The sequence below is a fragment of the Methylophilus sp. Leaf408 genome (assembly GCF_916856905.1).
In the GTDB taxonomy this organism is placed as follows: domain Bacteria; phylum Pseudomonadota; class Gammaproteobacteria; order Burkholderiales; family Methylophilaceae; genus Methylophilus.
In genome coordinates this window covers 2,256,181-2,281,912 of sequence record NZ_CAKASK010000001.1, presented here as the reverse complement: position 1 = coordinate 2,281,912, position 25,732 = coordinate 2,256,181, and the positions used below count along the sequence as shown (strand labels likewise).

27 protein-coding genes and 1 tRNA gene are annotated in these 25,732 nt (G+C 50.2%); 9 read left to right on the top strand and 19 right to left on the bottom strand.

Features of this window, described 5'->3' with window-relative positions; genetic code table 11:
- Positions 1-173 precede the first annotated feature (173 nt).
- From metW to hemA, 9 genes are all read right to left on the bottom strand, one after another.
- Entirely contained in the window at positions 174-782 is a 609-nt protein-coding gene (metW, locus tag LPA26_RS10665) for a methionine biosynthesis protein MetW (RefSeq protein ID WP_055830783.1), read from the bottom strand.
- On the bottom strand, positions 779-1,906 hold the full coding sequence (locus LPA26_RS10660) for a homoserine O-acetyltransferase (protein ID WP_229008277.1): 1,128 nt from the start codon (positions 1,904-1,906) through the stop codon (positions 779-781). The genes metW and LPA26_RS10660 overlap by 4 nt, the downstream gene beginning before the upstream one ends.
- A gap of 53 nt (positions 1,907-1,959) precedes the next feature.
- Entirely contained in the window at positions 1,960-2,757 is a 798-nt protein-coding gene (locus LPA26_RS10655; protein WP_229008276.1) for a TIGR01458 family HAD-type hydrolase, read from the bottom strand.
- 63 nt (positions 2,758-2,820) lie between these two features.
- A complete protein-coding gene (locus LPA26_RS10650; protein ID WP_229008275.1) occupies positions 2,821-3,954 on the bottom strand; it encodes a sterol desaturase family protein in 1,134 nt (377 codons plus the stop codon).
- Positions 3,955-3,991: 37 nt separating this feature from the next.
- Entirely contained in the window at positions 3,992-4,840 is an 849-nt protein-coding gene (prmC, locus tag LPA26_RS10645) for a peptide chain release factor N(5)-glutamine methyltransferase (protein ID WP_229008274.1), read from the bottom strand.
- A 1-nt stretch (position 4,841) separates the two neighbouring features.
- The gene (locus tag LPA26_RS10640; protein ID WP_229008273.1) at positions 4,842-5,690 is read right to left on the bottom strand and encodes a DNA alkylation repair protein; all 849 of its coding nucleotides are present in this window, start codon (positions 5,688-5,690) and stop codon (positions 4,842-4,844) included.
- 8 nt (positions 5,691-5,698) lie between these two features.
- Positions 5,699-6,115: a GFA family protein gene (locus tag LPA26_RS10635; protein WP_229008272.1), complete on the bottom strand. Its 417-nt coding sequence runs from the start codon at positions 6,113-6,115 to the stop codon at positions 5,699-5,701.
- 20 nt (positions 6,116-6,135) lie between these two features.
- Positions 6,136-7,218, bottom strand: coding sequence for a peptide chain release factor 1 (gene prfA, locus LPA26_RS10630; protein WP_055868579.1), 1,083 nt, complete (start codon positions 7,216-7,218; stop codon positions 6,136-6,138).
- A gap of 66 nt (positions 7,219-7,284) precedes the next feature.
- Positions 7,285-8,544 carry a glutamyl-tRNA reductase gene (hemA, locus tag LPA26_RS10625; protein WP_229008271.1) on the bottom strand — a complete coding sequence of 420 codons (1,260 nt, stop codon included), beginning with the start codon at positions 8,542-8,544 and terminating at the stop codon, positions 7,285-7,287.
- A 337-nt stretch (positions 8,545-8,881) separates the two neighbouring features.
- Between hemA and rpe the strand changes: the two genes are divergently transcribed.
- The 8 genes from rpe to hemB all read left to right on the top strand — a co-directional run bounded on the left by rpe (position 8,882) and on the right by hemB (position 15,986).
- Complete coding sequence (rpe, locus tag LPA26_RS10620; RefSeq protein WP_055830769.1) at positions 8,882-9,589, top strand: ribulose-phosphate 3-epimerase; 708 nt, start codon at positions 8,882-8,884, stop codon at positions 9,587-9,589.
- 21 nt (positions 9,590-9,610) lie between these two features.
- Positions 9,611-10,300: a phosphoglycolate phosphatase gene (locus LPA26_RS10615; RefSeq protein WP_229008270.1), complete on the top strand. Its 690-nt coding sequence runs from the start codon at positions 9,611-9,613 to the stop codon at positions 10,298-10,300.
- 207 nt (positions 10,301-10,507) lie between these two features.
- The gene (gene trpE, locus LPA26_RS10610) at positions 10,508-12,013 is read left to right on the top strand and encodes an anthranilate synthase component I (protein WP_229008269.1); all 1,506 of its coding nucleotides are present in this window, start codon (positions 10,508-10,510) and stop codon (positions 12,011-12,013) included.
- Between the two features lie 2 nt (positions 12,014-12,015).
- Positions 12,016-12,582: an aminodeoxychorismate/anthranilate synthase component II gene (locus LPA26_RS10605; RefSeq protein WP_055868585.1), complete on the top strand. Its 567-nt coding sequence runs from the start codon at positions 12,016-12,018 to the stop codon at positions 12,580-12,582.
- On the top strand, positions 12,582-13,607 hold the full coding sequence (trpD, locus tag LPA26_RS10600) for an anthranilate phosphoribosyltransferase (protein WP_229008268.1): 1,026 nt from the start codon (positions 12,582-12,584) through the stop codon (positions 13,605-13,607). The genes LPA26_RS10605 and trpD overlap by 1 nt, the downstream gene beginning before the upstream one ends.
- Positions 13,604-14,107, top strand: coding sequence for a DUF3465 domain-containing protein (locus LPA26_RS10595; RefSeq protein ID WP_055868590.1), 504 nt, complete (start codon positions 13,604-13,606; stop codon positions 14,105-14,107). Before trpD ends, LPA26_RS10595 begins: the two co-directional genes overlap by 4 nt.
- On the top strand, positions 14,100-14,888 hold the full coding sequence (trpC, locus tag LPA26_RS10590; protein ID WP_229008267.1) for an indole-3-glycerol phosphate synthase TrpC: 789 nt from the start codon (positions 14,100-14,102) through the stop codon (positions 14,886-14,888). Before LPA26_RS10595 ends, trpC begins: the two co-directional genes overlap by 8 nt.
- A gap of 90 nt (positions 14,889-14,978) precedes the next feature.
- Positions 14,979-15,986 carry a porphobilinogen synthase gene (gene hemB / locus LPA26_RS10585; RefSeq protein ID WP_229008266.1) on the top strand — a complete coding sequence of 336 codons (1,008 nt, stop codon included), beginning with the start codon at positions 14,979-14,981 and terminating at the stop codon, positions 15,984-15,986.
- Positions 15,987-16,170: 184 nt separating this feature from the next.
- Here the strand turns inward: hemB and LPA26_RS10580 are convergent, their stop codons facing one another.
- The gene (locus LPA26_RS10580; protein ID WP_229008265.1) at positions 16,171-16,944 is read right to left on the bottom strand and encodes an exodeoxyribonuclease III; all 774 of its coding nucleotides are present in this window, start codon (positions 16,942-16,944) and stop codon (positions 16,171-16,173) included.
- A gap of 29 nt (positions 16,945-16,973) precedes the next feature.
- Between LPA26_RS10580 and pyrE the strand changes: the two genes are divergently transcribed.
- Positions 16,974-17,621 (top strand): orotate phosphoribosyltransferase, encoded by a 648-nt coding sequence (pyrE, locus tag LPA26_RS10575; RefSeq protein WP_055830754.1) that lies wholly within the window; start codon positions 16,974-16,976, stop codon positions 17,619-17,621.
- A 34-nt stretch (positions 17,622-17,655) separates the two neighbouring features.
- Here the strand turns inward: pyrE and LPA26_RS10570 are convergent, their stop codons facing one another.
- From LPA26_RS10570 to LPA26_RS10530, 9 genes are all read right to left on the bottom strand, one after another.
- Positions 17,656-18,051, bottom strand: a complete 396-nt coding sequence (locus LPA26_RS10570) for a YidB family protein (protein ID WP_229008264.1) — start codon at positions 18,049-18,051, stop codon at positions 17,656-17,658.
- 817 nt (positions 18,052-18,868) lie between these two features.
- Positions 18,869-19,975, bottom strand: coding sequence for a pseudouridine synthase (locus tag LPA26_RS10565; protein ID WP_229008263.1), 1,107 nt, complete (start codon positions 19,973-19,975; stop codon positions 18,869-18,871).
- A 44-nt stretch (positions 19,976-20,019) separates the two neighbouring features.
- Positions 20,020-21,276: a biosynthetic peptidoglycan transglycosylase gene (locus LPA26_RS10560; RefSeq protein ID WP_229008262.1), complete on the bottom strand. Its 1,257-nt coding sequence runs from the start codon at positions 21,274-21,276 to the stop codon at positions 20,020-20,022.
- 10 nt (positions 21,277-21,286) lie between these two features.
- Positions 21,287-21,601 carry a ferredoxin gene (locus tag LPA26_RS10555; RefSeq protein ID WP_055830746.1) on the bottom strand — a complete coding sequence of 105 codons (315 nt, stop codon included), beginning with the start codon at positions 21,599-21,601 and terminating at the stop codon, positions 21,287-21,289.
- Between the two features lie 85 nt (positions 21,602-21,686).
- On the bottom strand, positions 21,687-22,631 hold the full coding sequence (locus tag LPA26_RS10550; RefSeq protein ID WP_055830744.1) for an energy transducer TonB: 945 nt from the start codon (positions 22,629-22,631) through the stop codon (positions 21,687-21,689).
- 18 nt (positions 22,632-22,649) lie between these two features.
- Positions 22,650-24,020 (bottom strand): UDP-N-acetylmuramate:L-alanyl-gamma-D-glutamyl-meso-diaminopimelate ligase, encoded by a 1,371-nt coding sequence (gene mpl / locus LPA26_RS10545; protein WP_229008261.1) that lies wholly within the window; start codon positions 24,018-24,020, stop codon positions 22,650-22,652.
- A gap of 127 nt (positions 24,021-24,147) precedes the next feature.
- Positions 24,148-24,774: a thiamine phosphate synthase gene (thiE, locus tag LPA26_RS10540; RefSeq protein ID WP_229008260.1), complete on the bottom strand. Its 627-nt coding sequence runs from the start codon at positions 24,772-24,774 to the stop codon at positions 24,148-24,150.
- Positions 24,758-25,618, bottom strand: a complete 861-nt coding sequence (locus tag LPA26_RS10535) for a hydroxymethylpyrimidine/phosphomethylpyrimidine kinase (protein ID WP_055830738.1) — start codon at positions 25,616-25,618, stop codon at positions 24,758-24,760. Before LPA26_RS10535 ends, thiE begins: the two co-directional genes overlap by 17 nt.
- A gap of 11 nt (positions 25,619-25,629) precedes the next feature.
- Positions 25,630-25,703 (bottom strand) — tRNA-Gly (locus LPA26_RS10530).
- Positions 25,704-25,732 lie beyond the last annotated feature (29 nt).

Sequence of the window (25,732 nt, the reverse complement as noted above, 5' to 3'; positions counted from 1 at the left end):
GAACTATTATCATTATCGACAAATATCAGGATTAGTCAAGCGCGTGTTGTTTAAAAAATTAAATCTTTAATTGAAGTGAACGGCGTGCGTAGCGTTTTGCATTGAATCAACGCGAATTAAGCAGTCGATGAAAAATGTGAGAGAAAACTACTTCCCATAGCAAATAAGCTGATTTATGTATGATTACTTTTAAGGCGGTACATAGCCAGGTTGCCCATTAAATTTGGCAGCACATGCACATCTTCACCGTCGGTAATGACTTTACGTTCAATCACTTGTATGTGGTGATTATTGCAAAATTCATCAAAATCGTGAATCGTACATAAGTGTACATTAGGCGTGTCGTACCATTGATAAGGCAGGGTTTTCGACACCGGCATATTACCGGTGGCGATTTGTAAACGGTTACGCCAATAACCAAAGTTAGGGAAAGTCACAATCGCTTCGCGGCCGACACGCAGCATTTCTTCAACAATAGTTTCGGTATTGTGCATGGCTTGCAAGGTCTGCGACAGGATCACCGTATCAAACGACTGGTCTTCAAACCCGGAAAGACCTTCTTCAAGGTTCATCTGGATCACATCGACACCGTTTTTCAGCGCTTCCAGCCAGTTGGCATCGTCTTTTTCGATACCATAACCTGTGGTATCCAGGGTTTCATGTAAATGCGTCAGCAAGGTGCCATCCCCACAACCTAAATCCAGCACCTTGGTTTTTGCGCGCACCCAGTTTGTAATTAATGCAAAATCTGGGCGAATATTTGTTATATTTGCATTTTTCATACTTTTACCTGCTCAAGGTAAGCACGCATGATGTCGTGATAATGCGGGTCCGGCATCAGGAAGGCATCATGACCATGTGCTGAGGTGACTTCAGCATATTTCACCGGCAATGCGTTATCCAGCAGTGCCTGCACAATTTCGCGAGAACGACTTGGTGAAAAACGCCAATCGGTAGTGAACGAAATCACGATGAATTTGGCTTTTGCATATTTGAGCGCCTGACTTAAATCGCCGCCAAACGCTTTTGCCGGATCAAAATAATCCAGTGCCCGCGTCATTCGCAAATAGGTATTCGCATCAAATTCACCGGCGAATTTATCGCCCTGGTAACGCAGGTAAGACTCCATTTCGAACTCAACATCGAAACTGTATTTAAGCTCGCCATGGCGTAATTTACGGCCGAATTTTTCACCCATCACATCATCGGAAAGATAAGTGATATGACCTAACATACGCGCGATGCGCAAGCCTCGGCGCGGCACGGTGCCATGGTTGTAATAATCACCTTCATAAAACTCAGGATCGGTAATAATGGCCTGGCGTGCGACTTCATTAAAAGCCATATTCTGGGCGGTCAGGTTAGGGGCAGAAGCAATCACGAACGCGTGACGCACACGTTCTGGATAGGCAATATTCCATTGCAGGGCTTGCATTCCGCCAAGGCTACCACCTATGACTGCAGCCAGTTGCTCTATCCCAAGATAATCCAGCAGGCGTGCCTGCGACTCCACCCAGTCTTCAACAGTCACCACTGGAAACGTTGCACTGTAAGGCCGGTCGGTCAGCGGATCGACACTGGAAGGGCCACTACTGCCGTGACAGCCACCCAGGTTATTCAGGCCGATCACGAAAAATTTGTTGGTATCCAGCGGCCTGCCGGGGCCAATCAGGTTATCCCACCAGCCTGGGTATTTGTCATCTTCTGAATAACGGCCAGCCACATGGTGGTTGCCCGATAATGCGTGGCAGATAAGCACCGCATTCGATTTGGTCGCGTTTAGTTCGCCGTAGGTTTCATAGGCAAGATGGTATTGCGGCAAGATGGCGCCGCTTTGCAAAGCGAGTGGTTCGTTGAAATGCGCCACCTGCGCTTTAACAATACCAACAGAGTTTGATTCAGACATGCCGCGATTATACTATGCAGCATGCCTCACGGCGAGTCAGCGTGCCTCGGCTTTTATTGCGGTGCCGCAGAAAGGCAACCTAGTAAAGCGGGCAGCTCGGCCACCGAGTTAATCATCGCATCCGGGTTTACGGCAGAAAGCCGTGTATAGGTTTCACGGTATTTGCCAGTTTTCACCAGCACACCGTGCAAACCGGCATCCTGAGCGCCGCCAACATCGGCATCAATATCATCGCCTACCATCATCACTTCAGAAGGTTTCAGGCGCAGCGAATCCACAACAATATTGAAAAAATGGCGGGAAGGCTTACCCATCAGCATGGCTTTGGTATTACTGACATATTCCAGGCCGGTCACAAATGCGCCGATATCCATCTGCAACCCGCTTTCGGTCTGCCAGAAACGGTTTTTATGAATAGCAATGAGTTGCGCACCATTCACCAGGCAATGGAATACCTGATTCAGCAATGCATAAGACCATTGATCGCCGATATCGCCTACCACCACATAATTGGCTGCAGTTTCAGATTGGTCAAAACAGGCAAAATCTTTTTTAATGTCTTCAGCCAGGAGCAACTTGCACACCGGGTTAGGCTGTTTTTTCAAATGCTGGATGGTCGCTTGTGGTGCACTCATGATTTCTTCAGGCACCGTATTGAAGCCCAGCCGGTTTAGCTTTTGTTGTAAAGAGTCTAGCGACAGCGTGCTGGTATTGGTTACAAAGCGCACGGCGATGCCGGCTTTGCGCAACTGAGCAACCGCAGCCAAAGCGCCCGGAATCAATTGGTCACCAATATATAAAACACCATCGAGATCAAACAGGACAGCTTTTATCGCATTGAAATTAAACATAAACGGCCTTTCTTGCTGCAATCGTATAGACCTGTTGCAGCAAGAATCGTGCACAGCGCAGTGTTACTTTTTAAACGGATACAGAAACTGTTTCCAGTAACCGTTCGGCACCGGGTGTCCGCCGATGCCATAACCACTCGGCCATTGATTTTTTGGCATGTAATAGGTGCCGAACAGCTTGTCGAATAGGGGGAAGTGAATGGCAAAATTCACATCGATTGCTTCCTTTTCAATGCCATGATGCCAGTGGTGAAAGCGTGGCGTGACGATGAACGGTTTCAGCCATTCGACATTAAATCGCACGTTGGCATGCACAAAGGTCGCATTGAGATACACCAGCAAAATATAAATATATAATGCGCTCTCGGCAAACCCCAGCACATACATCGGGATCACTGTCATGCTGCGCAAACCGACGATTTCAACAATGTGCATGCGTGAACCGGCCAGCCAGTCCATCTTTTTGGCGGAGTGATGGACAGCATGAAAACCCCATAAAAACGGAAGCTGGTGAAACGCGCGGTGAAACCAGTACTGGACAAAATCCGTGAGAAACATGATTTCAATCACTTGCAGCCAGAGATGTTGGCTGGCAATGGCATCCCTGAATGTTGCCCAGTCACCGGTGTAATGCAACACCGTCATCGATGGCGCCAGCGTAAACATTGTTAGCGTTTGCACAAATACACTGCTGATTAAAAAATAAAACAGATCCTCACGCCATTCATCCCTGAATAAAGCCTGCTGGGTCAAGCGGCCAAACAGCTTTTCCAGTGGAATAAACAGGAAGCCGGTCAGCAGTATATTCAGCACAAACCAGTCCAGGCTAAGTGCCAGGTTGCTGGTACGTGCAGCCTGCGCATCCAGCGTTTGTGCAATAGTCATGGTGACCAGCACCAGCAGGATAGCGCTAAAGCCCAGAATACGATTTCTGCGCAAGACCAGGTTAGTGCAAGCCAGCACAAAACTGACGACTAACAAGCCCTGAATAATCCATGTGAATTGTGGCAATGCATATAAAGGCGCCAGCATCTGGGTAGAGAACACGCCTTGCAAGCGCTCGCCAAGTAGCAAACATAGGCTGGCAATGGCAAGCACCAGCGCGGCCACCCCACTTAACCAGCCCGAACCAAAACGCCTTAATTCCTCCGGCGATTCCAGATCATTGCGTATCGCCAGACGTAGTTTTTGAATCATGATTCCCCCTTTTTTATTATTGATGACGCTTGGTATTTTAAATTGCCAGCCATTGCGCCAGCGTGACTCTGGGATTGTCGCCTAAATCTCGCAAAGTTTTAATATGCTGAAAACCTCTCATTTGATAGAGATTTTGCACAGCTTCAGCCTGATCGTAGCCATGTTCCAACATCAGCCAGCCATCATGATTCAAATAATCAGGAGCCTGCTCAATGATCTTGCGTATATCCGCCAGGCCATCTTCGCCTGCGGCCAGCGCAGACAGTGGCTCAAAGCGTAAATCACCTTGGCTTAAATGCAAATCGGCAGCTTCAATATAGGGGGGGTTGCTCACAATCAGGTCAAAAGCCTGCTGGCCTAGCTTAGAAAACCAGTCACTTTGCAGCAAGGTTAGATTATTTAGCTGCAGGCTGTGCATGTTTTCATACGCCACTATTAGCGCAGCTTTTGAAGCATCTACCGCGGTCACATGTGATTGAGATTCATGTTGCGCAATGGCTAAGGCAATGGCGCCAGTACCGGTGCCCAGATCCAGTATCTGCATGGATTTGGAAATTTTCTGTAGTGCTGCTTCTACCAGGGTTTCAGTATCCGGGCGGGGAATCAGCGTCGCTGGCGTGACCTTGAGCTTAAGGCCATAGAATTCGCGATACCCAAGAATATAGGCCACCGGCTCGCCTTGCACACGGCGTTGTACCAGCTGGTTAAAGTCCATAGCCTGTTGTTCAGTCACCGCATCAGTCGCATGTGCCAGCAGCCAGGCCCTGTTAACGTCCAGCACATGCATCAGCAGTATTTGCGCCTCCACACTGGCCTCAGCCGCAGCAACAGATTCTGCCAATTGTTGCCGCGCGTGCCGCAATAGTTGTTGCACAGGTTGTGTCATCCTATCTGCCTCCGGCGGCTTTACGCAGGGCAATGGCCGTGGCATTTCCTTGTTTGGCCGGGTGGCGTACTGCGTGGCGGATGACCCACTTCAATTCTTTATCGGCGTTACTCAACCAGCGGTCACATAGTTCAAAGGCAATCTCGGGGTGGTCTTTGGCAATATCCCCCAAATGATTGGCCACACTGCGTCTCACATAAAGACTCGGGTCACTTTTCAATGCATCCAGAATGGGCAAGGTTGGCGTCGGATCTTTAATCAGTTGCGGAATGCGCGCCCCCCATGGCAAACGGGAACGGGTACCTTCCGAGCATAAGCGCCGTACATGCGGATCCGGGTCATCCAGCCATTGCGTAATCTGGTTGAGCGTGCGGTCAAAGTCATGAATCAGGAATGGGCGGATGGAGAATTCAGCGCTAAAGCGTCGGGTTAATTCATACTGTGCATGCATGGCTGTATCAAACGGATCTTCACCTGCGTTGTACGAAACATCACGGCCATATTCCGCCACAAAACGGGTATGTGGCAGATAAAAAAACACGCTCAGCCCCAGGCGCTCGGTATGCACGTTAGCTGGGGTCAACGTTTTAATTAATACTTCAGTCGCATCGGCAAATTTGGCAGGGAGAGTAGCTTTCAGCGCGGCCGCAATATGTGCTGAACGGTCCATAAAACCAAGCGGCGCAATGTTGGTAAGCGCTAACTGCTTGAATGCCTGCTCATCAAATCCAGCATGCACCAGCGCAATATTATGTGCCAGGCAATCGATTGCTTCACTATCCAGAATAAATTTGATCGGCTGGTCTTTTTGGATACTGCGCGGTGCGGTGGGGAGACGGAACTGATGCATAAGTATTGCTAGTAAGGGCGTTCATCATATTGCGGCGCATCATCATGAATGTCATGCCATGCAGCTTTGGACGCAACGAATATGTGCGCAGAAACTTTTTCTTCCAGCGGTGTATCCAGCGACCCTATTCGCACCCGCACGACTGTGGGATCATTGTCCCGGTAAGCGATGATCGGAGAGCCGCACAAACCACAAAACGTGCGATTAACGCCAGCTTCAGTACGATAGTTTTTTAAATGCTGTTGGCCACGCGTGATGACAAAATTTGTTTGCAAAACCGGCGCAACTGCTGCGAAGGCTGAACCGCTCGCTTTGCGGCAACGCTGGCAATGGCAATAAACCACTTTTTCGATGGTACCTGCAATCTCATAGCGCACTGCTTCGCAGAGGCAACCACCTTGATGCTTGTCGTCTGTTTTTGTCATAGCGTGGTCAAATGCCAAGCTTAGTTTTCTTCACCCAGGCTCGCCAGCAGATCAGCCTGGTACTCATTGGAAAGGGCGCCTATCAACTCGTCCATATCACCTTCGGTAATCGCTTCAATCTTGTACAAGGTCAGATTGATACGGTGGTCGGTAATCCGGCCTTGCGGGTAATTGTAAGTACGGATACGTTCCGAGCGGTCACCGGAACCAATCAGGTTGCGGCGTTCCGAGGCGATCTTGCTTTGCTGTTCATCCACTTGTTTGGCTTTGATGCGTGCCGCCAGCACCTGCATGGCTTGTGCCTTGTTGGCGTGCTGGCTGCGACCATCCTGACATTCCACGACAATACCGGTAGGTGCATGAGTAATGCGCACAGCAGAATCGGTTTTGTTGATGTGCTGGCCACCGGCACCACTGGCACGGAAGGTATCGATACGGATATCGGCGGGATTAATTTCCACATCACCGACTTCTTCCACTTCAGGCAGAATGGCTACCGTACAGGCCGAGGTGTGGATACGGCCCTGGGTTTCAGTATCCGGCACGCGTTGTACGCGGTGACCACCGGATTCGAATTTGAGTTTTGAGTAGGCACCATAACCATTGATCTTGGCAATAATCTCCTTGTAACCACCCACTTCACCTTCGTTGGCAGAGACAATTTCCACCTTCCAACCCTGGCGGTCAGCATAGCGCGAGTACATGCGGAACAGATCACCGGCAAACAGGCCGGATTCATCACCACCGGTGCCGGCACGCACTTCGAGGAAAATACTTTTATCGTCGTTGGGGTCTTTGGGCAGTAACAGTTTTTGCAATGCCAATTCCACCTCTTCCAGACGCTGCTTGCCGCTCTCTATCTCTTCCTGCGCAAACTCTTTCATTTCCGGGTCGGAGAGCATGGCATGCGCTTCTTTCAGGTCGGATTCGGTTTGCACATAAATATGGTACTGCTCAACAATAGGCGTGATTTCCGTATGCTCCTGCATGATCTTGCGGTAATTATCCATGTTGTCAGTCACGCCTTCGCTGCTCAGCAGGCGGTTAATTTCTTCGAGGCGCTCGCTTAAGTTAGCGAGCTTTTGCAACATACTTGGTTTCATCTTGTTTGCCTAAAATTCAATACTGGCGGCAATGTCTTCCGCCAGCTTTGGTCATACTCAATTAAATTATTCTTTTAACTGGAAAAGTTGTTTCACCAGATGCTCGATATGCGCATGAGCATCGCCTTGGCTATTGTTGAGCACATGACTGGGGCCATGTAAAAACTTATTGGTCAGTGCATTGCTGAGTTGTTCGAGCGCTTTTTCCGGCGATTCGCCTTTTTGCAGCAGCTTGAGTGCTTTTTCAAGTTCGGCTTTCCGCACTGCATCCGCCTGGTCACGCAGGGCTTTAATTGTGGGCACTGCTTCGCGCTGCTTGAGCCAATGCATAAAGTGCTCTACACGTGCGTTGACGATCAGTTCGGCATTCACCGCCGCTTCCTGGCGATTACCTATGCCTTCCGAGACGACTTGCGCCAAGTCATCTACCGTGTATAAAAACACATCGTCTAACGCTGAGACTTCAGGCTCAATATCGCGTGGTACTGCCAGATCGACCATAAACATCGGACGGTGTTTACGCATCTTGATCGCGCGCTCCACCATGCCCAAGCCGACCAGCGGTAACTGGCTGGCTGTACTGGTGATCACAATATCAAACTCGTGAAAGCGTTCAGGCAGGTCATTCAGCAAAATGGCCTGCATATTCAAACCCTGGCTACGGATTTTGTCTGCGAGTTGTTCGCCACGCTCCAGGGTGCGGTTAGCGACAGTGATTTTTTTCGGTTTTTGTGCGGCGAAATGGTCGGCACATAACTCAATCATTTCACCGGCACCGATAAATAGCACGCTCTGTGCGCTTAGGTCACCAAAAATACGTTGTGCCAGTTTCACCGCTGCGGCGGCCATCGAAATCGAGCTGCCGCCAATATCGGTATTGGTGCGTACTTCTTTGGCGACTTCAAACGTACGCTGGAACAATTTGTGCAGCATGGTGCCCAACGTACCAACATCCTGTGCAATTTTTACCGATTGCTTGAACTGCCCAAGAATTTGCGCCTCACCCAACACCATGCTATCCAGGCCACTGGCAACGCGAAAAGCATGTTTGACCGCTTCGTGGCTGCTCAGTGTGTAGGTATAAGGCATCAACTGCTGAGCTTCCAGCTTGTGGTAGTTGGCAAGCCAGTCGATGACGGTTTCTGGCCGGATAGACTGCACATAGATTTCAGTACGGTTGCAGGTGGAAAGAATGGCAACTTCGGAAACGTTGTGGCGCGTCAGATCTTCCAGCGCATGCGGCAGGTTTTCGTTGTTGAACGCAACGTTTTCGCGGATAGCGATAGGTGCGGTGGTGTGGTTCACACCAATGGTAAACAGTTGCATAGCGCTATTTTACCTTTGAGAGCAGGCAAAGAGATAAATAAACTAACGCATGCAGGTCGTTCATGGTTGATTCGATTGGTGCCCGTAGCAAAGGTGCCGACATTTTCTTACATTAGCGGTTAGCAAGCAAGAATCCTGTCAATTTGGCGTGGAATGGCATTTGACTCCGAATGACGGTAAAATATTGGTTTTACAATAAAAATTTTCAGAAAACTCGAAATAAGCAAGTGGCGGGATAAAGTGCAAGGCGCACGGAACGCAGCAATTTTCCCGCGTAGCCGCTGATTACGTGTTTTCTCAGATTTATTTCATTGAACTTCAGATACGGAACACCAGCATGGACAAAACTTTTCGCATTGCCCCCAGTATTCTTTCTGCCAACTTCGCCAAATTAGGTGAAGAAATTGAAAACGTAATCAAGTCCGGTACCGACATCGTCCACTTTGACGTGATGGACAATCACTATGTGCCTAACCTGACGATTGGACCGCTCGTGTGCGATGCCATTCGCGATTTGTCACATAACGTCGGCGCATTGATCGACGTGCACCTGATGGTGAAACCGGTTGACCGCATTATTCCTGACTTCGCCAAAGCCGGTGCCGATATCATCACTTTCCACCCGGAAGCGTCTGACCACATTGACCGCAGCCTGGCGCTGGTACGTGATAGCGGCTGTAAATCCGGCCTGGTATTCAATCCGGCAACACCATTGCACTACCTGGATTACGTGATGGACAAAGTCGACATGATTTTGCTGATGTCGGTTAACCCGGGTTTTGGCGGCCAGAAATTCATTCCGGAAACACTGAACAAATTAAAAGAAGCACGTGCACGTATTGATGCCTACTACGAGAAAACCGGCCGCCAGATCTGGCTGGAAGTGGATGGTGGCGTAAACGCCAACAACATCGCTGACATCGCCAAAGCCGGTGCTGATACATTTGTAGCCGGTAGCGCGATTTTCGGTTCACCTAAAGACACCGACCCTAACCGATACGACACCGTTGTAGCGGCGATGCGCGCTTCTTTAGCGACTGTTTAATTTAATAAAAAGCCTGTTGTGATGCGGTTTCAAGTCAAGCTGGTGATGTTCGATCTGGACGGTACCCTGCTTGATACCGCACCGCAAATTGCCGAAGCCGCCAATCGTATGCTGGTGGCACTAGGCAAGCCCATGCTGCCACAGGCACAGATCAGCACCTATATTGGTGAAGGCGTGCAAAACCTGATCAAGCGTTGCCTGACCGGGAATCCGCATGACGAACCGGACGCTGAACTGTTTACCCAGGCCCAGCCTCTATACCATGATTTTTACGAGAAAAATGCAACTGACAGCCAGCCATTTCCCTCAGTGGTTGCAGCTCTACAGCAATTGAAGGCGCATGGTTACTTGCTCGCCTGCGTCACCAATAAACCCGAAAAATTTACCATGCCTTTGCTGGAAAAAGCCGGCCTAGCCGATTTTTTTAAAATCGTCGTTTCAGGCGATACTTTACCCAAAAAGAAACCCGACCCGCTGCCGCTGTTGCATATTTGCCAAAAACTAGGCGTGTTGCCCGCTGAGGCCGTGCTGGTAGGGGACTCGGAAACCGATATTCAGGCAGCGCAGGCAGCAGGATGCTTTGTAGTCACCGTGCCTTATGGGTATAATCAGGGTCGCCCGATTGACGAGGCAACCGTGGATGCCACGGTGCAGCAGCTCACCGAGGTGGTGGACTTGCTGGAGTTACCCGCTCTCTTAAAGCGGGGATAAAAAACTATTTAAATATCATGATGTTTTGTGCTCATCATTCTTCCAGTTGGCCAGTGTTAAGCTGGCGTCGTTCGTGGCGGGGCTAACTTAGCTAGACTAGGGCCAGCCCGCAAGCGCCCTGCCTTAAAAAAATAGTTCGCGTTATTTGCACTAATCTGTTGCCTCTGATGAAGCGACACACTCAACGAACAATCTGGAAAAAGCATCATGTTAAGCACTCTGAGCAAGACCGAATTTGACGCGCTGGCGGCGCAAGGGTACAACCGTATCCCGCTGGTGATGGAAACCTTTGCCGACCTCGATACGCCACTGTCGCTGTATCTCAAGCTGGCTAACCAACCCTACTCTTATTTGCTGGAAAGCGTACAAGGCGGCGAACGCTTTGGCCGCTATTCAATTATCGGCCTGCCTGCCACCACACGCATTGAGGTGCGTGACCGGCAATTGCAGGTGATCCACGACGACACAGTCATCGAGTCGCATAACGACCAAAATCCGCTGGACTTTATCAAAGCCTACCAGGCAAGGTTTAAAACACCGCCATATGAAGGTTTGCCCCGTTTTACCGGCGGCCTGGCCGGTTATTTTGGCTACGAGACGATTCAATATATTGAAAAGCGCCTGGGCAAGCAGAAAAAGCCGGATGCGATAGGCACGCCGGATATCCTGCTAATGGTGTCTGAACAAATCGCCGTCATCGATAACCTGTCCAGCAAACTGTATTTTATTGTCTATGCCGACCCGGCGCAGCCAAATGCCTACGAAGCTGCACGTGATTGTATGCAGGCATTACTGGCAAAACTGCGTGCCCAGGTCGAAATCCCGGCGGCGCTGCCTACCAGTAAAACCCAGGCATTATCAGAATTTGGTGAAGACAACTTCAAGACGGCAGTGAAAACCGCCCAGCAATATATCCTGGAAGGCGACATCATGCAGGTTGTACTTAGCCAGCGCATGTCACAGGATTTTGACGCTTCTCCGCTCAGCCTTTACCGTGCATTGCGCAGCCTGAATCCATCCCCATATATGTTCTATTACGATATGGGTGATCACCACGTAGTTGGCGCTTCGCCGGAAATCCTGGTGAGGCTGGATAACACCACTGTCACCTCTCGCCCGATTGCCGGTACACGCCCACGCGGCAAAAACCGCGACCATGACCTGGCGCTGGAAGCCGAGTTGCTGGCTGACCCTAAAGAGCGTGCCGAGCATGTGCAATTAATGGATCTTGGCCGTAATGATGTTGGCCGTGTCGCGCTAACGGGGACAGTAAAGGTTACCGACAATATGACGATTGAGCGTTATTCACATGTCATGCATATCGTCAGCAATGTAGAAGGCCAGCTTAAACCGGGACTGGATGCGATTGATGTGCTGAAAGCGACTTTCACCGCGGGCACAGTTTCCGGTGCACCTAAAGTACGTGCTATGGAAATCATTGAAGAACTGGAGCCATCCAAGCGTGGTATTTACGCTGGTGCGGTTGGTTACCTGGGCTTTAACGGCGATATGGATGTGGCGATTGCCATCCGTACCGCCGTGATTAAAGATAAAAAACTGTATGTACAGGCTGGGGCGGGCATTGTGGCAGATTCGATTCCACAAAATGAATGGGATGAAACCCAGAATAAAGCCAAAGCCGTTATCCGTGCCGCTGAATTAGTACAAGCCGGCCTGGATAGCGCAGCCCAATTAACAGGAAAAGGAGCCTGAATATGTTGTTAATGATCGATAACTATGACTCTTTTACCTACAACCTAGTGCAATACCTGGGCGAGTTGGGGCAAGACGTACACGTACACAGAAACGATGAGATCACGCTGGAGCAGATCAAAGCGATGCAACCGGAAAAAATCGTGATTTCTCCCGGCCCGTGTACGCCAAATGAAGCCGGGATTTCGGTGCCACTCATTCACGAGTTTGCCGGCAAGATTCCTTTGCTGGGCGTGTGCCTGGGTCACCAGAGCATAGGCCAGGCCTTTGGCGGCAACATCATCAAAGCCAAAACGCTGATGCATGGTAAAACTTCATTGATCCACCATACCAATGCCGGTGTGTTCAGAAACCTGCCTAACCCGTATACGGCCACCCGCTACCATTCGCTGGTGATTGAGCGCGAAACCATTCCGGATTGCCTGGAAATCACCGCCTGGACTGACGATGGCGAGATCATGGGCGTCCGGCATAAAACCCTGGCGATAGAAGGCGTGCAGTTCCACCCGGAGTCGATTCTGACCGAACACGGGCATGCATTGCTGGATAACTTCCTGAAAGGCTATTAATGGCCATCACGCCTAAAATCGCAATACAGCGGCTGATAGACCACACCGATTTCACGCATGAAGAAATGCTGGAAATCATGCGCCAGATTATGAGCGGGGAGTTTACCCAGATCCAGATTGCCGGTTTCTTGTCTGCCCTACGTGTCAAAGGCGAAACCGTGACCGAAATCGCAGCGGCGGCGCAAATGATGCGCGAGCTTTCCAGCAAAGTGGATATCAGCGATACCCGTCACTTGATTGATACGTGTGGTACCGGTGGCGCGCCAAACAAGGTATTTAACGTCTCGACTGCATCAGCCTTTGTTGCCGCAGGCGCAGGCGCAAAAATCGCCAAACATGGCGGCCGGGCAGCTTCTTCAAAAAGCGGCTCCGCCGATGTGCTGGAAGCGCTGGGGGTGAATATCGCTCTAACACCTGAACAGGTGGTGCGCTGTGTTAATGAAGCAGGCATCGGCTTTATGTTTGCGCCCAACCACCACTCTGCCATGAAATATGCGGCACCGGTACGTCGGGAACTGGGTGTGCGTACCATGTTTAACCTGCTGGGACCAATGACCAATCCGGCCGGTGCCAAACGCCAGGTCATGGGCGTGTTCCACCGTGATCTGGTGCCATTATTAGCGCAAACTTTAAAGCAACTAGGCAGCGAACATGTGATGGTTGTGCATAGTGCCGATGAAATGGATGAAATCTCTTTTTCTGCCGACACCTACGTGGCCGAACTCAAAAATGGCAACATTACGGAATACACAGTCAATCCAGCGCAGTTTGGCATGCCATTGCATGATATCAACAGCATACGCGTTGAAAGCGCGCAGCATTCCAGCGAAATTATCCTTGGCCTGTTATCTGGCGAAAAAGGTCCGGCAAGAGATATTGTGTTGCTGAATGCTGGCGCCGCCATTTATGTTTCTGGACTTGCTAATTATTTATCGTCAGGGATTGCACAAGCGGCAGCGTCAATTGATTCGGGCAATGCGTTGAATAAATTGCAGCAATTAAAGGCGTTGAGCCAGGCCGCATGAAGCATTATTTTCTGATTGCGGTGTTATGTTTACTGGCAGCTTGCCAGCAAACGTCACAACAAAATGCGAGTAATAATTATTCAAGCAAGCAGACGCAATCTACTGTTGAAGTTAAATCGCAGGTACAAACATTAAACCTGCAATCACTGTCTTCCGGGCTGGCAACTGAAGAAAATTCAGCGGTAAAACAGGCCTTTGCACAAAAGCAAAGTCATGTCTGGCTGGAAGGTAATGGTATCGTCAGGAAACTGCTGTCGGACGATAACAAAGGCGCAAGGCACCAGCGCTTCCTGGTGACTGTATCCCCCGAGCAGACATTGTTGTTTGCACATAATATTGATCTTGCACCACGCGTGGCGGAGCTAAATGTAGGCGATCAGGTACAGTTTAAAGGTGAGTATATTTACAATCCCAAGGGCGGCATCATGCATTGGACGCATCATGATCCGCAAGGTCGTCAAGGTGGTTGGATTAGAGTTAACGGACAAACTTATGAGTGATATCTTAAATAAAATCCTAGCAACCAAAGCTGAAGAGATTGCTGCCGCGCAAGCGAAAATATCTTTGGCAGAACTCCAAGCACTTGCTGCACAACAAGCACCCGTGCGTGACTTTGTCGGTGCGATTCGCAATAAAATTGCTGAAGGCAAAGCTGCCGTGATTGCCGAGATTAAAAAAGCCAGTCCCTCCAAAGGTGTGATTCGCGAAGATTTTAAGCCAGCAGAAATTGCCGCCAGCTATGAGCAAGGTGGCGCTGCCTGTTTATCAGTCCTGACTGACGAGCAATATTTCCAGGGCTCTGCCGATTACCTGAAACAGGCCCGCGCAGCTTGTACTCTGCCAGTGCTACGCAAAGACTTTATGGTAGATGTCTACCAAGTGTATGAAGCCCGTGCCATAGGTGCTGATTGTATTTTGCTGATTGCCGCCGCACTTACACTGCCACAAATGCAACAACTGGAAAGCGTCGCGCATAGCCTGGGCATGGCAGTGCTGGTAGAAGTGCACAATGGCGAAGAGCTGGCACAAGCGGTACAGTTGACCACCCCATTACTGGGTATCAATAACCGTAACCTGCGCACATTTGAAGTCACGCTGGATACCACACTGGGTCTGCTGGATAAAATCACCAGCGACAAGATCGTGGTGACCGAGAGCGGAATTTTTACCACTGACGATGTCGAATTGATGCGCGACAATGCTGTAAATACCTTCCTGGTCGGTGAAGCATTTATGCGACAGGAAAATCCTGGTGCCGAACTTGCGAAGGTATTTGCCTAACCAGTTTTAATCAAGTTGTTATCGGATTATTCAGAACAACTTGTACTATCCTTAATCCTCCGCCTAACGCCGTTGCGCGGTTAGGCAAATATGGAGATTATTTTGAGCCAATTTCTAGCTATCCGCCCTCGTCGCATGCGTAAAGATGATTTTTCACGCCGTTTAATGCGTGAAAACGTCCTCACCGTGAATGACCTGATTTACCCGGTTTTCGTCCTCGAAGGCGCAGGCAAAATCGAAGAAGTGAAATCCATGCCTGGCGTTTATCGCCAAAGCATAGATGGCCTGCTGAAAACTGCTGAAGAATGTGTAAAACTTGGCATTCCTGCTTTAGCTTTATTCCCGGTAGTCCCGCAAGAATACAAAAGCCTGGATGCCAAAGAAGCTTATAACCCTGAAGGCCTGGTACCACGTACGGTACGCGCACTCAAACAAGCCTTCCCTGATCTGGGTATCATTACTGATGTAGCCTTGGATCCTTACACCACGCACGGGCAAGATGGCCTGATTGACGATACCGGCTATGTGTTGAATGACGAAACCGTAGAAGTGCTTGTGAAACAGGCGCTATGCCATGCAGAAGCCGGCGCCGACATCGTTGCCCCTTCAGACATGATGGATGGCCGTATCGGCGCTATTCGTGATGCGCTTGAAGAGGAAGGCTATATCTATACCCGCATCCTGGCTTATTCGGCTAAATATGCTTCTGCCTTTTATGGCCCTTTCCGTGACGCAGTGGGCTCTGCCGGCAACCTTGGCAAAAGCAATAAATACAATTACCAAATGGATCCGGCCAACTCGGATGAAGCATTGAAAGAAGTGGCTTTGGACCTTGAAGAGGGTGCGGATATGGTCATGGTGAAACCAGGCATGCCGTATCTGGATATAGTGCGTCGCGTGAAAGAAGAGTTTGGCGTACCGACCTATGCTTATCATGTAAGTGGTGAGTATGCGATGCTGAAAGCAGCAGCGCAGAATGGCTGGCTGGATGAGAAAGCATGTGTGATGGAGGCAATGCTGGGGTTTAAACGTGCCGGGGCAGATGGGGTTTTGACTTATTTTGCGATGGATATCGCTCGGTGGTTGAAAGAGAGCTAATTTGAGATAGCTTTAGGCTTGCTATCCATGTATTGAATTCGACATAGATTAAAAAGCTCGAGAAACCTATTTGCAGGATTAGTATTCAGGTAATCTCCATTTGGAAAGTGGTGTTTCGCCCCTTTACAACCTTCTTTCTTATGTCTGTCCATTCTCCCGTTTTGCTTGGTATCAAAAACCAAACTTAATCGTGATAATCCACAATCAACGGCGCATGATCACTGAACCGTTCTGCTTTATACACACTCACCGCCGTAGCGCGCTTCGCTAACGCTTGCGTAGCAAGCTGATAATCAATCCGCCACCCCACATTTTTCGCCCAGGCCTGCCCACGATTACTCCACCAGGTATAACTTTCTTCTGTAGTCATCGGGTACAAGCTGCGGTACACATCCACCCAGCCGACACGTCCCAGCACCTCAGTCATCCAGGCACGCTCTTCCGGCAAAAAGCCTGAGTTTTTGCGATTGCCTTTATAATTTTTGAGGTCAATTTCCTGATGCGCGATATTCCAGTCTCCACAAATGACGATCTCGCGGCCACATGCAATCAACTGTTCCAGATGCGGCAAAAACAATTCCAGCATCTTGAATTTGAATTGCTGGCGTTCTTCACCGCTGGAGCCGCTCGGCAGGTACAGAGACACTACGCTTAAGTTGCCGTACTGGCACTCGAGATAGCGGCCTTCAGCATCAATATGGGCATGACCCAAGCCAATAATTACCTTATCCGCTGGTTGTTTGCTGTAAATGCCAACGCCGCTGTAACCCTTTTTTTCGGCATAGTGGAAATAGCCGTGATATCCCGGCGGTTGCAGCATGTCTGGCTGCATATCGCCTGCCTGTGCTTTCAGCTCCTGCAGACAGACAATATCCGCGCTACTTGCCGCCAGCCAGGGCAAAAAGCCTTTGTTACAGGCTGACCGTATGCCATTCAGGTTCAAGGTTATAATACGCATCGTTCACATTCTTTCTGTTTTATCTTCAAATGACTGCAAATACACTCAGTGCCGATTTTATTGCTTTTTCCATCCAGAAACAGGTGTTGCGCTTCGGCGAATTCAAAACCAAAGCCGGGCGCTTAAGCCCGTATTTTTTCAATGCCGGCCTGTTTGATGACGGTGAAAGCCTGCTTAAACTGGGTGAGTTTTACGCACACAGCATTCTACAGTCTGGATTGAAATTCGACATGCTGTTTGGCCCGGCTTACAAGGGGATTCCTCTGGTGGCTGCCATCAGTATCGCCTTTGCCCGCATGGGACATAATTACTCTTATGCTTATAACCGTAAGGAAGCCAAGGATCACGGCGAAGGCGGTACGCTGGTGGGGGCTACCCTCAAAGGCCGCGTACTGATTATTGATGACGTGATTTCTGCCGGGACGTCTATCCGTGAATCTGTGGAAATGATACGGCAGGCGGGGGCCGTCCCATGTGGCGTAAGCATTGCTTTAGACAGACAGGAAAAAGGCCTCGGCGAGTTATCGGCAGTGCAGGAAGTTGAACAAACCAATAAAATGCCTGTAGTGAGCATTGCCAAACTGACAGACTTGTTTGCCTATTTGCAAGGCAACGACAGTCTGGCGCAATATTTCCCGGCGATTCAGAATTACCGGGAGAAATATTGCATAGTGTGATAACGAGCTACACAAAATAGCGGGCAGTAGCCCGCTATTTTTGTTTGAGCATCCCCATTAATCTGGACATGATCAGTGCCGGATTATTCTCTACTACGCCATTGGGAGTCAGTTGATCGACGACATTCGGAATATATTCCGCAATTTTGCTAGTGAGTTCTTCTTTACTGATTTCCAGTTTGGTGGCGATACTGGTTAATACACTAGTGCCTAGCGCTGCGCCTATCTGCTGGGAGGAGACATCTGAATTCGGGCCTTTGCCTATCCAGGAGTCTACCTGCTCGGATAATCCACCGCTTTTCAGGGTTTGCAGAATGCCGGGGAGGCCGCCGTATTGCTGGAATAGTTCCATGGCCAGTTTTGCCATAGGGGCTTTATCGCCCATGACTTTGGTCATCACGTTATTGGCTAAGTTGTCGAATAATCCCATTGTGGTTCCTAGTGAGTTACTTTTTTATTTTTTGCCTATTGGCGGATTCTTTTTTTGCGTATTTTTTACTATATTGAAAGTTAGTAACATTACTTTTCGCCTCTATGCGACCCTCTTTCTTATGCTTGTCCATAAGAAAGAGGGCAAAGAACAAGACACCCTAGCTTCCGCTTATTTCCTGCGTTGCTCGTCCTAGGACTTTCGTCCGTACCCGGACTCTATGCGGGCGGCCAACGAAACTCGCCCTGACAAGCCACACAAAACGTGGCTTGTTGTGGAACTCAAACAGACGCTGGCCGACGACTCCCACGCTGACTGCGCTACTCGGCGCGTCAGATAGGGGCCCATTAAAAGCACACGCTTTCACTTGGGGGTATATCTTTATATATCGCAGGCCGCTCAATCATTGTGGCAAAAAAACCAAACAACAGAATAATGACTTGAGATTTAGTCTTAAAAATTAAAAGTTACTTAGCGCGATGAATGCCAGATGTTCAACCAACTTTCATCGTGGTGGTTTTAAACGGGCCCCTATCTGACGCGCCGAGTAGCGGAGTCAAAATAAGGAGGAAGGGAGCGACTGTCTGAATCCCGCGTTGGCCTGCGTGCTTTGCAGGCCGCTAGGATGAGTTTCGCGACCGCTTATTTTGATGAGCAACGCAGGAATCAAGCGGAAGCTAGGGTGCCCTTTCTTTTGGTTACTTATTCTTTGGGCAAGCAAAGAAAAGTAACTCGCCTAGAGGCGAAAGAAAATCATCAATATACAAAACAATGTCCTATTAGCACTGAAAGCTAACGCCGAAAAGCGCTATTGCCATCAAAACTTCTCATTAGCCGCCAAATACCGCCATTGCCCCGCCGGTAATTTCCCCAAACTAATCCGCCCAATGCGGATCCGCTTCAAACCAACCACCTTCAAGCCCACCAGCTCACACATCCTGCGAATCTGCCGCTTACGTCCTTCACGCAATACAAACCGCAATTGATCCTCATTCTGCCACGACACCTTGGCTGGTTTCAGCTGTACGCCATCCAGACTCAAACCATGATTCAATTTTGCCATGCCGTTGGCACTCAGCTCACCCTCTACCCGCACCAGGTATTCTTTTTCTACACTGGAATCATCACCGATCAACACGCGGGCAATCCGCCCATCCTGCGTCAGTACCAGCAAGCCGGTGGAATCAATATCCAACCGTCCGGCGGGCGCCAGGCCGTGATAAATACCTCTGTGAAAAGTTTTCTGGGTTGGGTCTTCTGACCACTGATTTTCTGGTTTCACCAGTACTACTGCGGGTTCATAGCCATCTTCCGCCTGGCCGCTGACATAACCTACCGGCTTATGTAGCAGGATGGTGACATTTTCCGCCTGATATTCCTTCGCATAGGTGCTGATAATGATCTCGGCGTCCGGGTCTATACGGGTCCCCAGGGCCTCGATAATCTCGCCATTGACCTTAACCCAGCCGTTGACAATCCAGTCATCGGCTTCACGACGTGAGCACAGACCACGGTCCGCCATCACTTTAGATAAACGAGGTTGGGCATCCGGATCTATGGGTGCGACCGGACGTCTTGGCGTGGCATCATCGCGCCGTACAGGGCGATCGGCGTTATATTCTTTGCGAGAATGATGCTGAGAGTCGTTCCGGGACTCCTTGCGGGATTCATTGCGCGTGTCTTTACGCGCATAGGCTTTATCGCCTGGCTTGCCCTCTTGTCGGCTGCGTTCCTGACGCGCCGGTTTTTCTGTATGGCTATTTTGCCTGTCGGCAGACGATGCTTTCTCAACCGTTTTAGGCGCAGGTTTAGGCGGTGGTTGTGTGCGGTCACGCAAGGTGGGTGAGGCGCGACGCACCGGTTTGCTGCGCTTTGGTGCTTCGTCACTGCCAACAGGGGGTTTATTCAGTTTGATTGTACTCAAAATACAGGTCCCGACTTGGTTGGGAAATAAAGTGCTATTGTAAGTTATCCGGCGGCTTTCACCGGACGAAAATTCAGGCTACCCGGATCTTTACGTGCACTGCGCGGCATAAAATGCAGGATATCTTCCGCGCGCTTTAAATCCGGCTGCTGCTGGATATACTGTTTTTTCCAGGCCCGATGCGGATTACTGATAATGCCAGCCAGCCACGCCGCCTGTATAGGATTCAATTTATCCGGTGTCAGATCGAAATAATAGCGGGCGGCAGCATGTGCCCCGCAAAGACTTGGGCCTAAATCAACCGTATTCAGGTAAAGCTCCAGGATATCGGTTTTGGTCAGTGCAGACTCCAGTTGCACGGCATAGAGCAACTCTTCTATTTTGCGCTTCCAGGTACGCTCGCCGTTAGTGAACATGTATTTCGCCAGTTGCTGGGTAATGGTACTGCCACCCACCTGTTTATCGGCGCTTTCCTTGCCTAGCAAATGCTGCATTTGCGCCATGACATAACCGGGATGATGCTTGAATTCGGCATCCTCGGCGATGATGGCAGCCACCGGCAACCAGCGCCCGAGTTTTTCGTAGGACACCCATTGCATGTTTTCCGGATGCTTATGCTCATCCAGTAATGGGCAATCGTATTGTATAGGTAGCGTGGTAGCGGCACTTATATTCAGCCCGGAGACAGCCATCGCATTTAAATGCGGTTGTGCGCTCCACTCTTTCTTGGGCCAACGCAGGGTACCTGAAGCGGATAGCGAACCTGAAACGATGGCATCACGTATCACTGGGGAATGCGCCTGGAGCGGCTTAAGCAGGGCTTGCAGTGGGGTTTGCGGCAGCACCCAGGTCAGTTTCAAGCTGCGCATGCTAACTTTGCCGGTGAAATCTATTTTAAACAGCGGCTGGGTGTCACCCACTGAAAGGTAGCCGTGAATATGCTGTTGCTCCATTCGCAGCCATAGTTCTACCATAGGGATGACTACTGGTTGGTCGCTGACTGATTTTGCTTCTATCCAGCAATGTTTGCAGCGCGCCCTTAACCCATTTTCGTCGGACAACTGGATATCGCCGTAGTGTAAATTAAATGCCTGCCTGTCTAACAACCAGCGCCCTGGTGCTGAAGTAGCCAGCATCAACAATGGCACGACACGCACCTGCACTCCGCCAGCCACCGGCAGTCTGACGCGCCAGGCCTCGCTGTCATAGGGTTGCCAGATCCAGCCGGCCAATGCCAACACTGTCACGATCATGACGACCAGCAGCGTGACGATCAGTCTTTTAAACCACAGTAACAGCATGCGTAAAGCCTTAAACCACCAGACGCTCTACGATTTTGCCATGTTGCAGATGGCTTTCGATAATTTCATCGATATCTTCATTATCAACAAAGGTATACCAAACTGCTTGCGGGTAGATGACCATCACCGGCCCCTCGCCACAACGGTCCAGGCAACCGGCGCGGTTAATGCGGACTTTGCCTGTGCCTGCCAGGCCTTGTTTTTTTACCGATTTTTTCATGTAATCAAAGGCCGCTTCGGCGCCGCGGTTCATGCAGCAGTCTTCGCCTTTTTCGCGCTGGTTGAGACAAAAAAATACGTGATATTGAAAGTGACTTTGATTCATAAGATTACTTTCTGGTGTCGCTCATACATAATGATCAATGAAAAATAACACAGAAAAAGACCTGCAACAGAAAAGATTAGACGCTTTATTCTGTTGAAAGTTGGTCTTCCTTGCTGAATGTCCAGGTGCGGGTGATGCTGAGCACATCAGTATCCTTGCGAATACCCTCAGGAAATACCGGGAACGGCGCAGCGAGTTGGACAATGCGGCGTGCGGATTCATCCAGCAGACGCTTTCCAGAACTCTGCTGGATTTTAATGCTTTCGATACTGCCATCAGCACGGATTGCCACGGTCAACTGCAACTTTCCATACAGTTTTTGCGTACGCGCCGCTTCAGGATAATTAAGGTTACCTACCTGCTCTATTTTTTGCCGCCATTGATCCACGTAGTTGGCAAACCGGTACTCGCGGGTGCGCGCACCAATAAACTGCCGTTTGGGACGCATCTCGTAAGCATCTTGCTGTTTGGCGATCAAAGCTTCCAGTTTTGCCATTTCCTGCAAGGCCATGATTTCCTGTTGCGTTTGCACCGGTTGATTCAGGGCTTGTGGCGTTGGCTTTCTGGTGGCGGCCTGCGTTTGTGACAAGGGCGGTGCTTGTACGCTGTTTACTACCTGACTCGCTTTTAGCTGCGTCAATAGCGCCTGTGCCTCCTGTTCCAGTTGCGCAACCCGTTGCTGGTGTCGCTGCAACTCAGCATCTTGCGGCGTGGCAGGCACTGCCGGCTGCATAGTAGCTTCTGTGGCTTGCGGCGTAGTCGCCGGCATTTTCTGCACGCTGGGCAGCGGGCTCTTCATCTGCCGCTTTTCATCGGTATTGCCGCCTCGGTCAAGATTGGCTTGCGCCAGGGCATCGGCTTTTTCAGGCGCTTGCCGGGTTTTACTGTTTACCAGCATCACCTTGAGCGAAGGAATCTGGTCTTTAAGCGCTTTTAATTCAGGTTGAAAATGTAGCGTCAATAACACTGCATGCGCGATCAGCGAAAACCATAAAGCCCATACCAGAGGTGAACGTTCACGAAAGCGCATAGGGCATCTGCCGCCTGGTTAGCCCTGCAATGCCTGTAGTAATTGCTGATGTACGCCACCAAAGCCGCCGTTACTCATCACCAGTATCTGGTCACCAGGTTGCGCCAAGCGGCTGACGGCTTGCACTAATTGGGATAAATCATCAAAGGTTTGTGCTTTGCTTTGCATGGGAGCGAGGGCGGCCGCAGCATCCCAACCCAGGTTATTGGCATAGCAAAAAACGGCATCGGCCTCCCGCAGGCTCTCCGGCAATGCGTCCTTCATCACCCCCAGTTTCATGGTGTTTGAACGTGGCTCGAGCACGGCCAGGATACGGGCTTTGCCCACTTTGGCACGTAAGCCGGCAACTGTAGTGGCAATTGCGGTGGGATGATGGGCAAAGTCATCATAGACGGTGATGTTGTTAACGACGCCTTTGATTTCCATGCGGCGCTTAACATTTTTAAATTCATTCAATGCTTCTATCGCAATACAAGGCGCGACACCAACGTGACGAGCAGCGGCGATCACGGCCAGCGCGTTGCTGCGGTTATGTTCACCCATCAAGTTCCAGCTGACATTGCCCTGGCGTTCACCGTTAAAAAATACATCAAAACGTCCTTGCACATCCACATTGCCTACTTGCCAGCCTTGAGCACTATCTATGCGTTCCACTCCGCTCCAGCAGCCACGCGCTAATACGCGGTCCAGGCTTTCCTGCTGGTTTGCCACCACCAGGCCTAGTTGCGGCACAGTGCGTACCAGATGGTGAAACTGTTTTTCAATCGCTGGCAGGTCTTCAAAAATATCGGCGTGATCAAATTCAAGGTTATTCAGCACCGCGGTGCGTGGCCGATAATGCACAAATTTGGAACGCTTGTCGAAAAAGGCGGTGTCGTATTCGTCGGCCTCAATCACAAAAAAAGGCGAGACAGACTTGGGGTCTTGCCTGGGTGTTTGCGGCAAACGGGCAGACACCCCAAAATTCTCCGGCACGCCACCGATCAGAAAACCTGGCGCCAGACCGGCGTATTCAAGCACCCAGGCCAGCATCGAAGAAGTCGTAGTTTTACCATGTGTGCCGGCAACTGCTAATACCCATTTACTTTGCAACACATGCTCAGCCAGCCATTGCGGGCCGGAAATGTAGGGCAGGCCCTGATTGAGGATTTCTTCCATTAAAGGATTTCCGCGCGCGACCACATTACCGATCACATACATATCGGGTTTAAATGCGGTCTGGCTGGGGTCAAAGCCCTCTATCAACTCAATGCCCTGTGCTTCGAGTTGTGTACTCATGGGTGGGTAAACATTGGCATCACACCCGGTGACACGGTGCCCGGCCGCTTTGGCGAGCACGGCGATACCGCCCATAAACGTACCGCAAATACCGAGAATGTGAATATGCATAGAATTTACCGAATCAATTTAACGAATGCATTTTACCAAACAAGCTTTAATTCCAAATAAGCTTTAATTAAGCTACAGCTTAAAAAGATAGCGGACATGACTAAGGCAAAAGCGGGTGCGAAAAAACTCAATTTTTCGCAAATAATGGCAGGTATTGGCGACAGCGCGCTGAAATATCGCTGGCCTGGAAAATATCTGTAATCACTGCCAGCGCATCTGCACCGGCAGCAATCAGTGGTGGCGCGTTCTCCAGCGTAATTCCACCTATACCAACTACGGGCACGGAGAGCGAACGCTTGGCCTGAGAGAATAAGTCTAACGTAGCGCGCGGCCCATCTGGCTTGGTGGATGAAGGGTAACAAGCGCCGAATGCGATGTAGCCTGCGCCTGCGGCTTGCGCCTGCTCGGCCAGTTCGAATCGATTGTAGCAGGAAGCACCTATGATTTTATCGACACCAAGCGAGGCCTTTGCTTCTGCGATCGCCCCGTCATACTGGCCAATATGCACGCCATCCGCATCAAGGCTGATGGCCAGAGCTACGTGATCATTAATCAAAAAAGGGATATTGGCCTGGCGACAAATGCTCAACAGCGCACTTGCCTGCTCAAACCTTAATGTGTCACTGGCAGTTTTGTGCCGGTACTGGACGATGGATACGCCGCCTTGTATTGCCTGTTTGACTTGCCTACACAGTAATTCTGTATCGTCACAGTCTGGCGTGACCAGGTAGAGCCCCTTAATGCTGGAGCTCACTGGCTTTTTCCTGTTCCTCGGTTTCGCGTGCCCAAAAGAACCGGTCCGGGATAAATTGACCCATGCCCGGACGGAAAGAGTGGCGCAAGGTCTGCCAGGTGAATTCCTGTGCTTCATGCACGGCCTCTTCAATACTTAAACCATGTGCAAGGCAAGCAGTAATCGCGCTGGTCAGCGTACAGCCGGAACCATGATAGCTTCCTGGTAAACGCTCCCAGTGATAGTCCTTGATCAGGCCCGGCATATTGCTTAACTGCATGCCATACAGGCTGTTGACCACATCAATTGAGCGTTCATGGGTGCCAGTAATCATCACGTATTCGGTGCCCATTTCAAGCAGGCGCAACGCGCACTCTTCCAGAGAACTATGCTTTACTTCATCGCCTTCGTCGTAATAAGCGAGTCGTCGTGCCTCCAGGCTGTTTGGCGTGATCAAGGTTGCCTGCGGGAAAAGTAATTCACACATCGCCGCCTGCATTTCTTCATTAGAAAGCTCATCACCACGCCCCGACGTGAGGATAGGGTCAATGATCAGCGGCACATCGGGATAATCTGCGACGATCTCGGCGATGATGGCGACATTTTCCACACTGCCAAGTAAACCGAGCTTGAATGCGCTGACGGAAACGTCTTCGAGAATGGTACGCGCCTGATCATTGATCCAGTCAGCATCCAGCGGCATGACGCTTTCCACGCCCACCGTATCCTGCACCGTGATTCCGGTGATCACTGACAGTGGGTAACAGCCAATACTGGCAAGCGCCATGATATCGGCTTGCACGCCGGCACCACTGCTGGGATCTGTTGCTGCAAATGTAAGAACGGTTGGAGGAGTGTTAGCCATGAAAATTCCTTTGGAGCGGCTGACGGGAATCGAACCCGCGTATCAAGCTTGGGAAGCTGGCGTTCTACCATTGAACTACAGCCGCGAATAGCCATTATTTTACTTGTATTTCAC

Coding starts and splice junctions, on each gene's coding strand:
- metW (WP_055830783.1), bottom strand. CDS start 782: ATGAAAAATGCAAATATAACAAATATTCGCCCAGATTTTGCATTAATT.
- LPA26_RS10660 (WP_229008277.1), bottom strand. CDS start 1,906: ATGTCTGAATCAAACTCTGTTGGTATTGTTAAAGCGCAGGTGGCGCAT.
- LPA26_RS10655 (WP_229008276.1), bottom strand. CDS start 2,757: ATGTTTAATTTCAATGCGATAAAAGCTGTCCTGTTTGATCTCGATGGT.
- LPA26_RS10650 (WP_229008275.1), bottom strand. CDS start 3,954: ATGATTCAAAAACTACGTCTGGCGATACGCAATGATCTGGAATCGCCG.
- prmC (WP_229008274.1), bottom strand. CDS start 4,840: ATGACACAACCTGTGCAACAACTATTGCGGCACGCGCGGCAACAATTG.
- LPA26_RS10640 (WP_229008273.1), bottom strand. CDS start 5,690: ATGCATCAGTTCCGTCTCCCCACCGCACCGCGCAGTATCCAAAAAGAC.
- LPA26_RS10635 (WP_229008272.1), bottom strand. CDS start 6,115: ATGACAAAAACAGACGACAAGCATCAAGGTGGTTGCCTCTGCGAAGCA.
- prfA (WP_055868579.1), bottom strand. CDS start 7,218: ATGAAACCAAGTATGTTGCAAAAGCTCGCTAACTTAAGCGAGCGCCTC.
- hemA (WP_229008271.1), bottom strand. CDS start 8,544: ATGCAACTGTTTACCATTGGTGTGAACCACACCACCGCACCTATCGCT.
- rpe (WP_055830769.1), top strand. CDS start 8,882: ATGGACAAAACTTTTCGCATTGCCCCCAGTATTCTTTCTGCCAACTTC.
- LPA26_RS10615 (WP_229008270.1), top strand. CDS start 9,611: ATGCGGTTTCAAGTCAAGCTGGTGATGTTCGATCTGGACGGTACCCTG.
- trpE (WP_229008269.1), top strand. CDS start 10,508: ATGTTAAGCACTCTGAGCAAGACCGAATTTGACGCGCTGGCGGCGCAA.
- LPA26_RS10605 (WP_055868585.1), top strand. CDS start 12,016: ATGTTGTTAATGATCGATAACTATGACTCTTTTACCTACAACCTAGTG.
- trpD (WP_229008268.1), top strand. CDS start 12,582: ATGGCCATCACGCCTAAAATCGCAATACAGCGGCTGATAGACCACACC.
- LPA26_RS10595 (WP_055868590.1), top strand. CDS start 13,604: ATGAAGCATTATTTTCTGATTGCGGTGTTATGTTTACTGGCAGCTTGC.
- trpC (WP_229008267.1), top strand. CDS start 14,100: ATGAGTGATATCTTAAATAAAATCCTAGCAACCAAAGCTGAAGAGATT.
- hemB (WP_229008266.1), top strand. CDS start 14,979: ATGGAGATTATTTTGAGCCAATTTCTAGCTATCCGCCCTCGTCGCATG.
- LPA26_RS10580 (WP_229008265.1), bottom strand. CDS start 16,944: ATGCGTATTATAACCTTGAACCTGAATGGCATACGGTCAGCCTGTAAC.
- pyrE (WP_055830754.1), top strand. CDS start 16,974: ATGACTGCAAATACACTCAGTGCCGATTTTATTGCTTTTTCCATCCAG.
- LPA26_RS10570 (WP_229008264.1), bottom strand. CDS start 18,051: ATGGGATTATTCGACAACTTAGCCAATAACGTGATGACCAAAGTCATG.
- LPA26_RS10560 (WP_229008262.1), bottom strand. CDS start 21,276: ATGCTGTTACTGTGGTTTAAAAGACTGATCGTCACGCTGCTGGTCGTC.
- LPA26_RS10555 (WP_055830746.1), bottom strand. CDS start 21,601: ATGAATCAAAGTCACTTTCAATATCACGTATTTTTTTGTCTCAACCAG.
- LPA26_RS10550 (WP_055830744.1), bottom strand. CDS start 22,631: ATGCGCTTTCGTGAACGTTCACCTCTGGTATGGGCTTTATGGTTTTCG.
- mpl (WP_229008261.1), bottom strand. CDS start 24,020: ATGCATATTCACATTCTCGGTATTTGCGGTACGTTTATGGGCGGTATC.
- LPA26_RS10535 (WP_055830738.1), bottom strand. CDS start 25,618: ATGGCTAACACTCCTCCAACCGTTCTTACATTTGCAGCAACAGATCCC.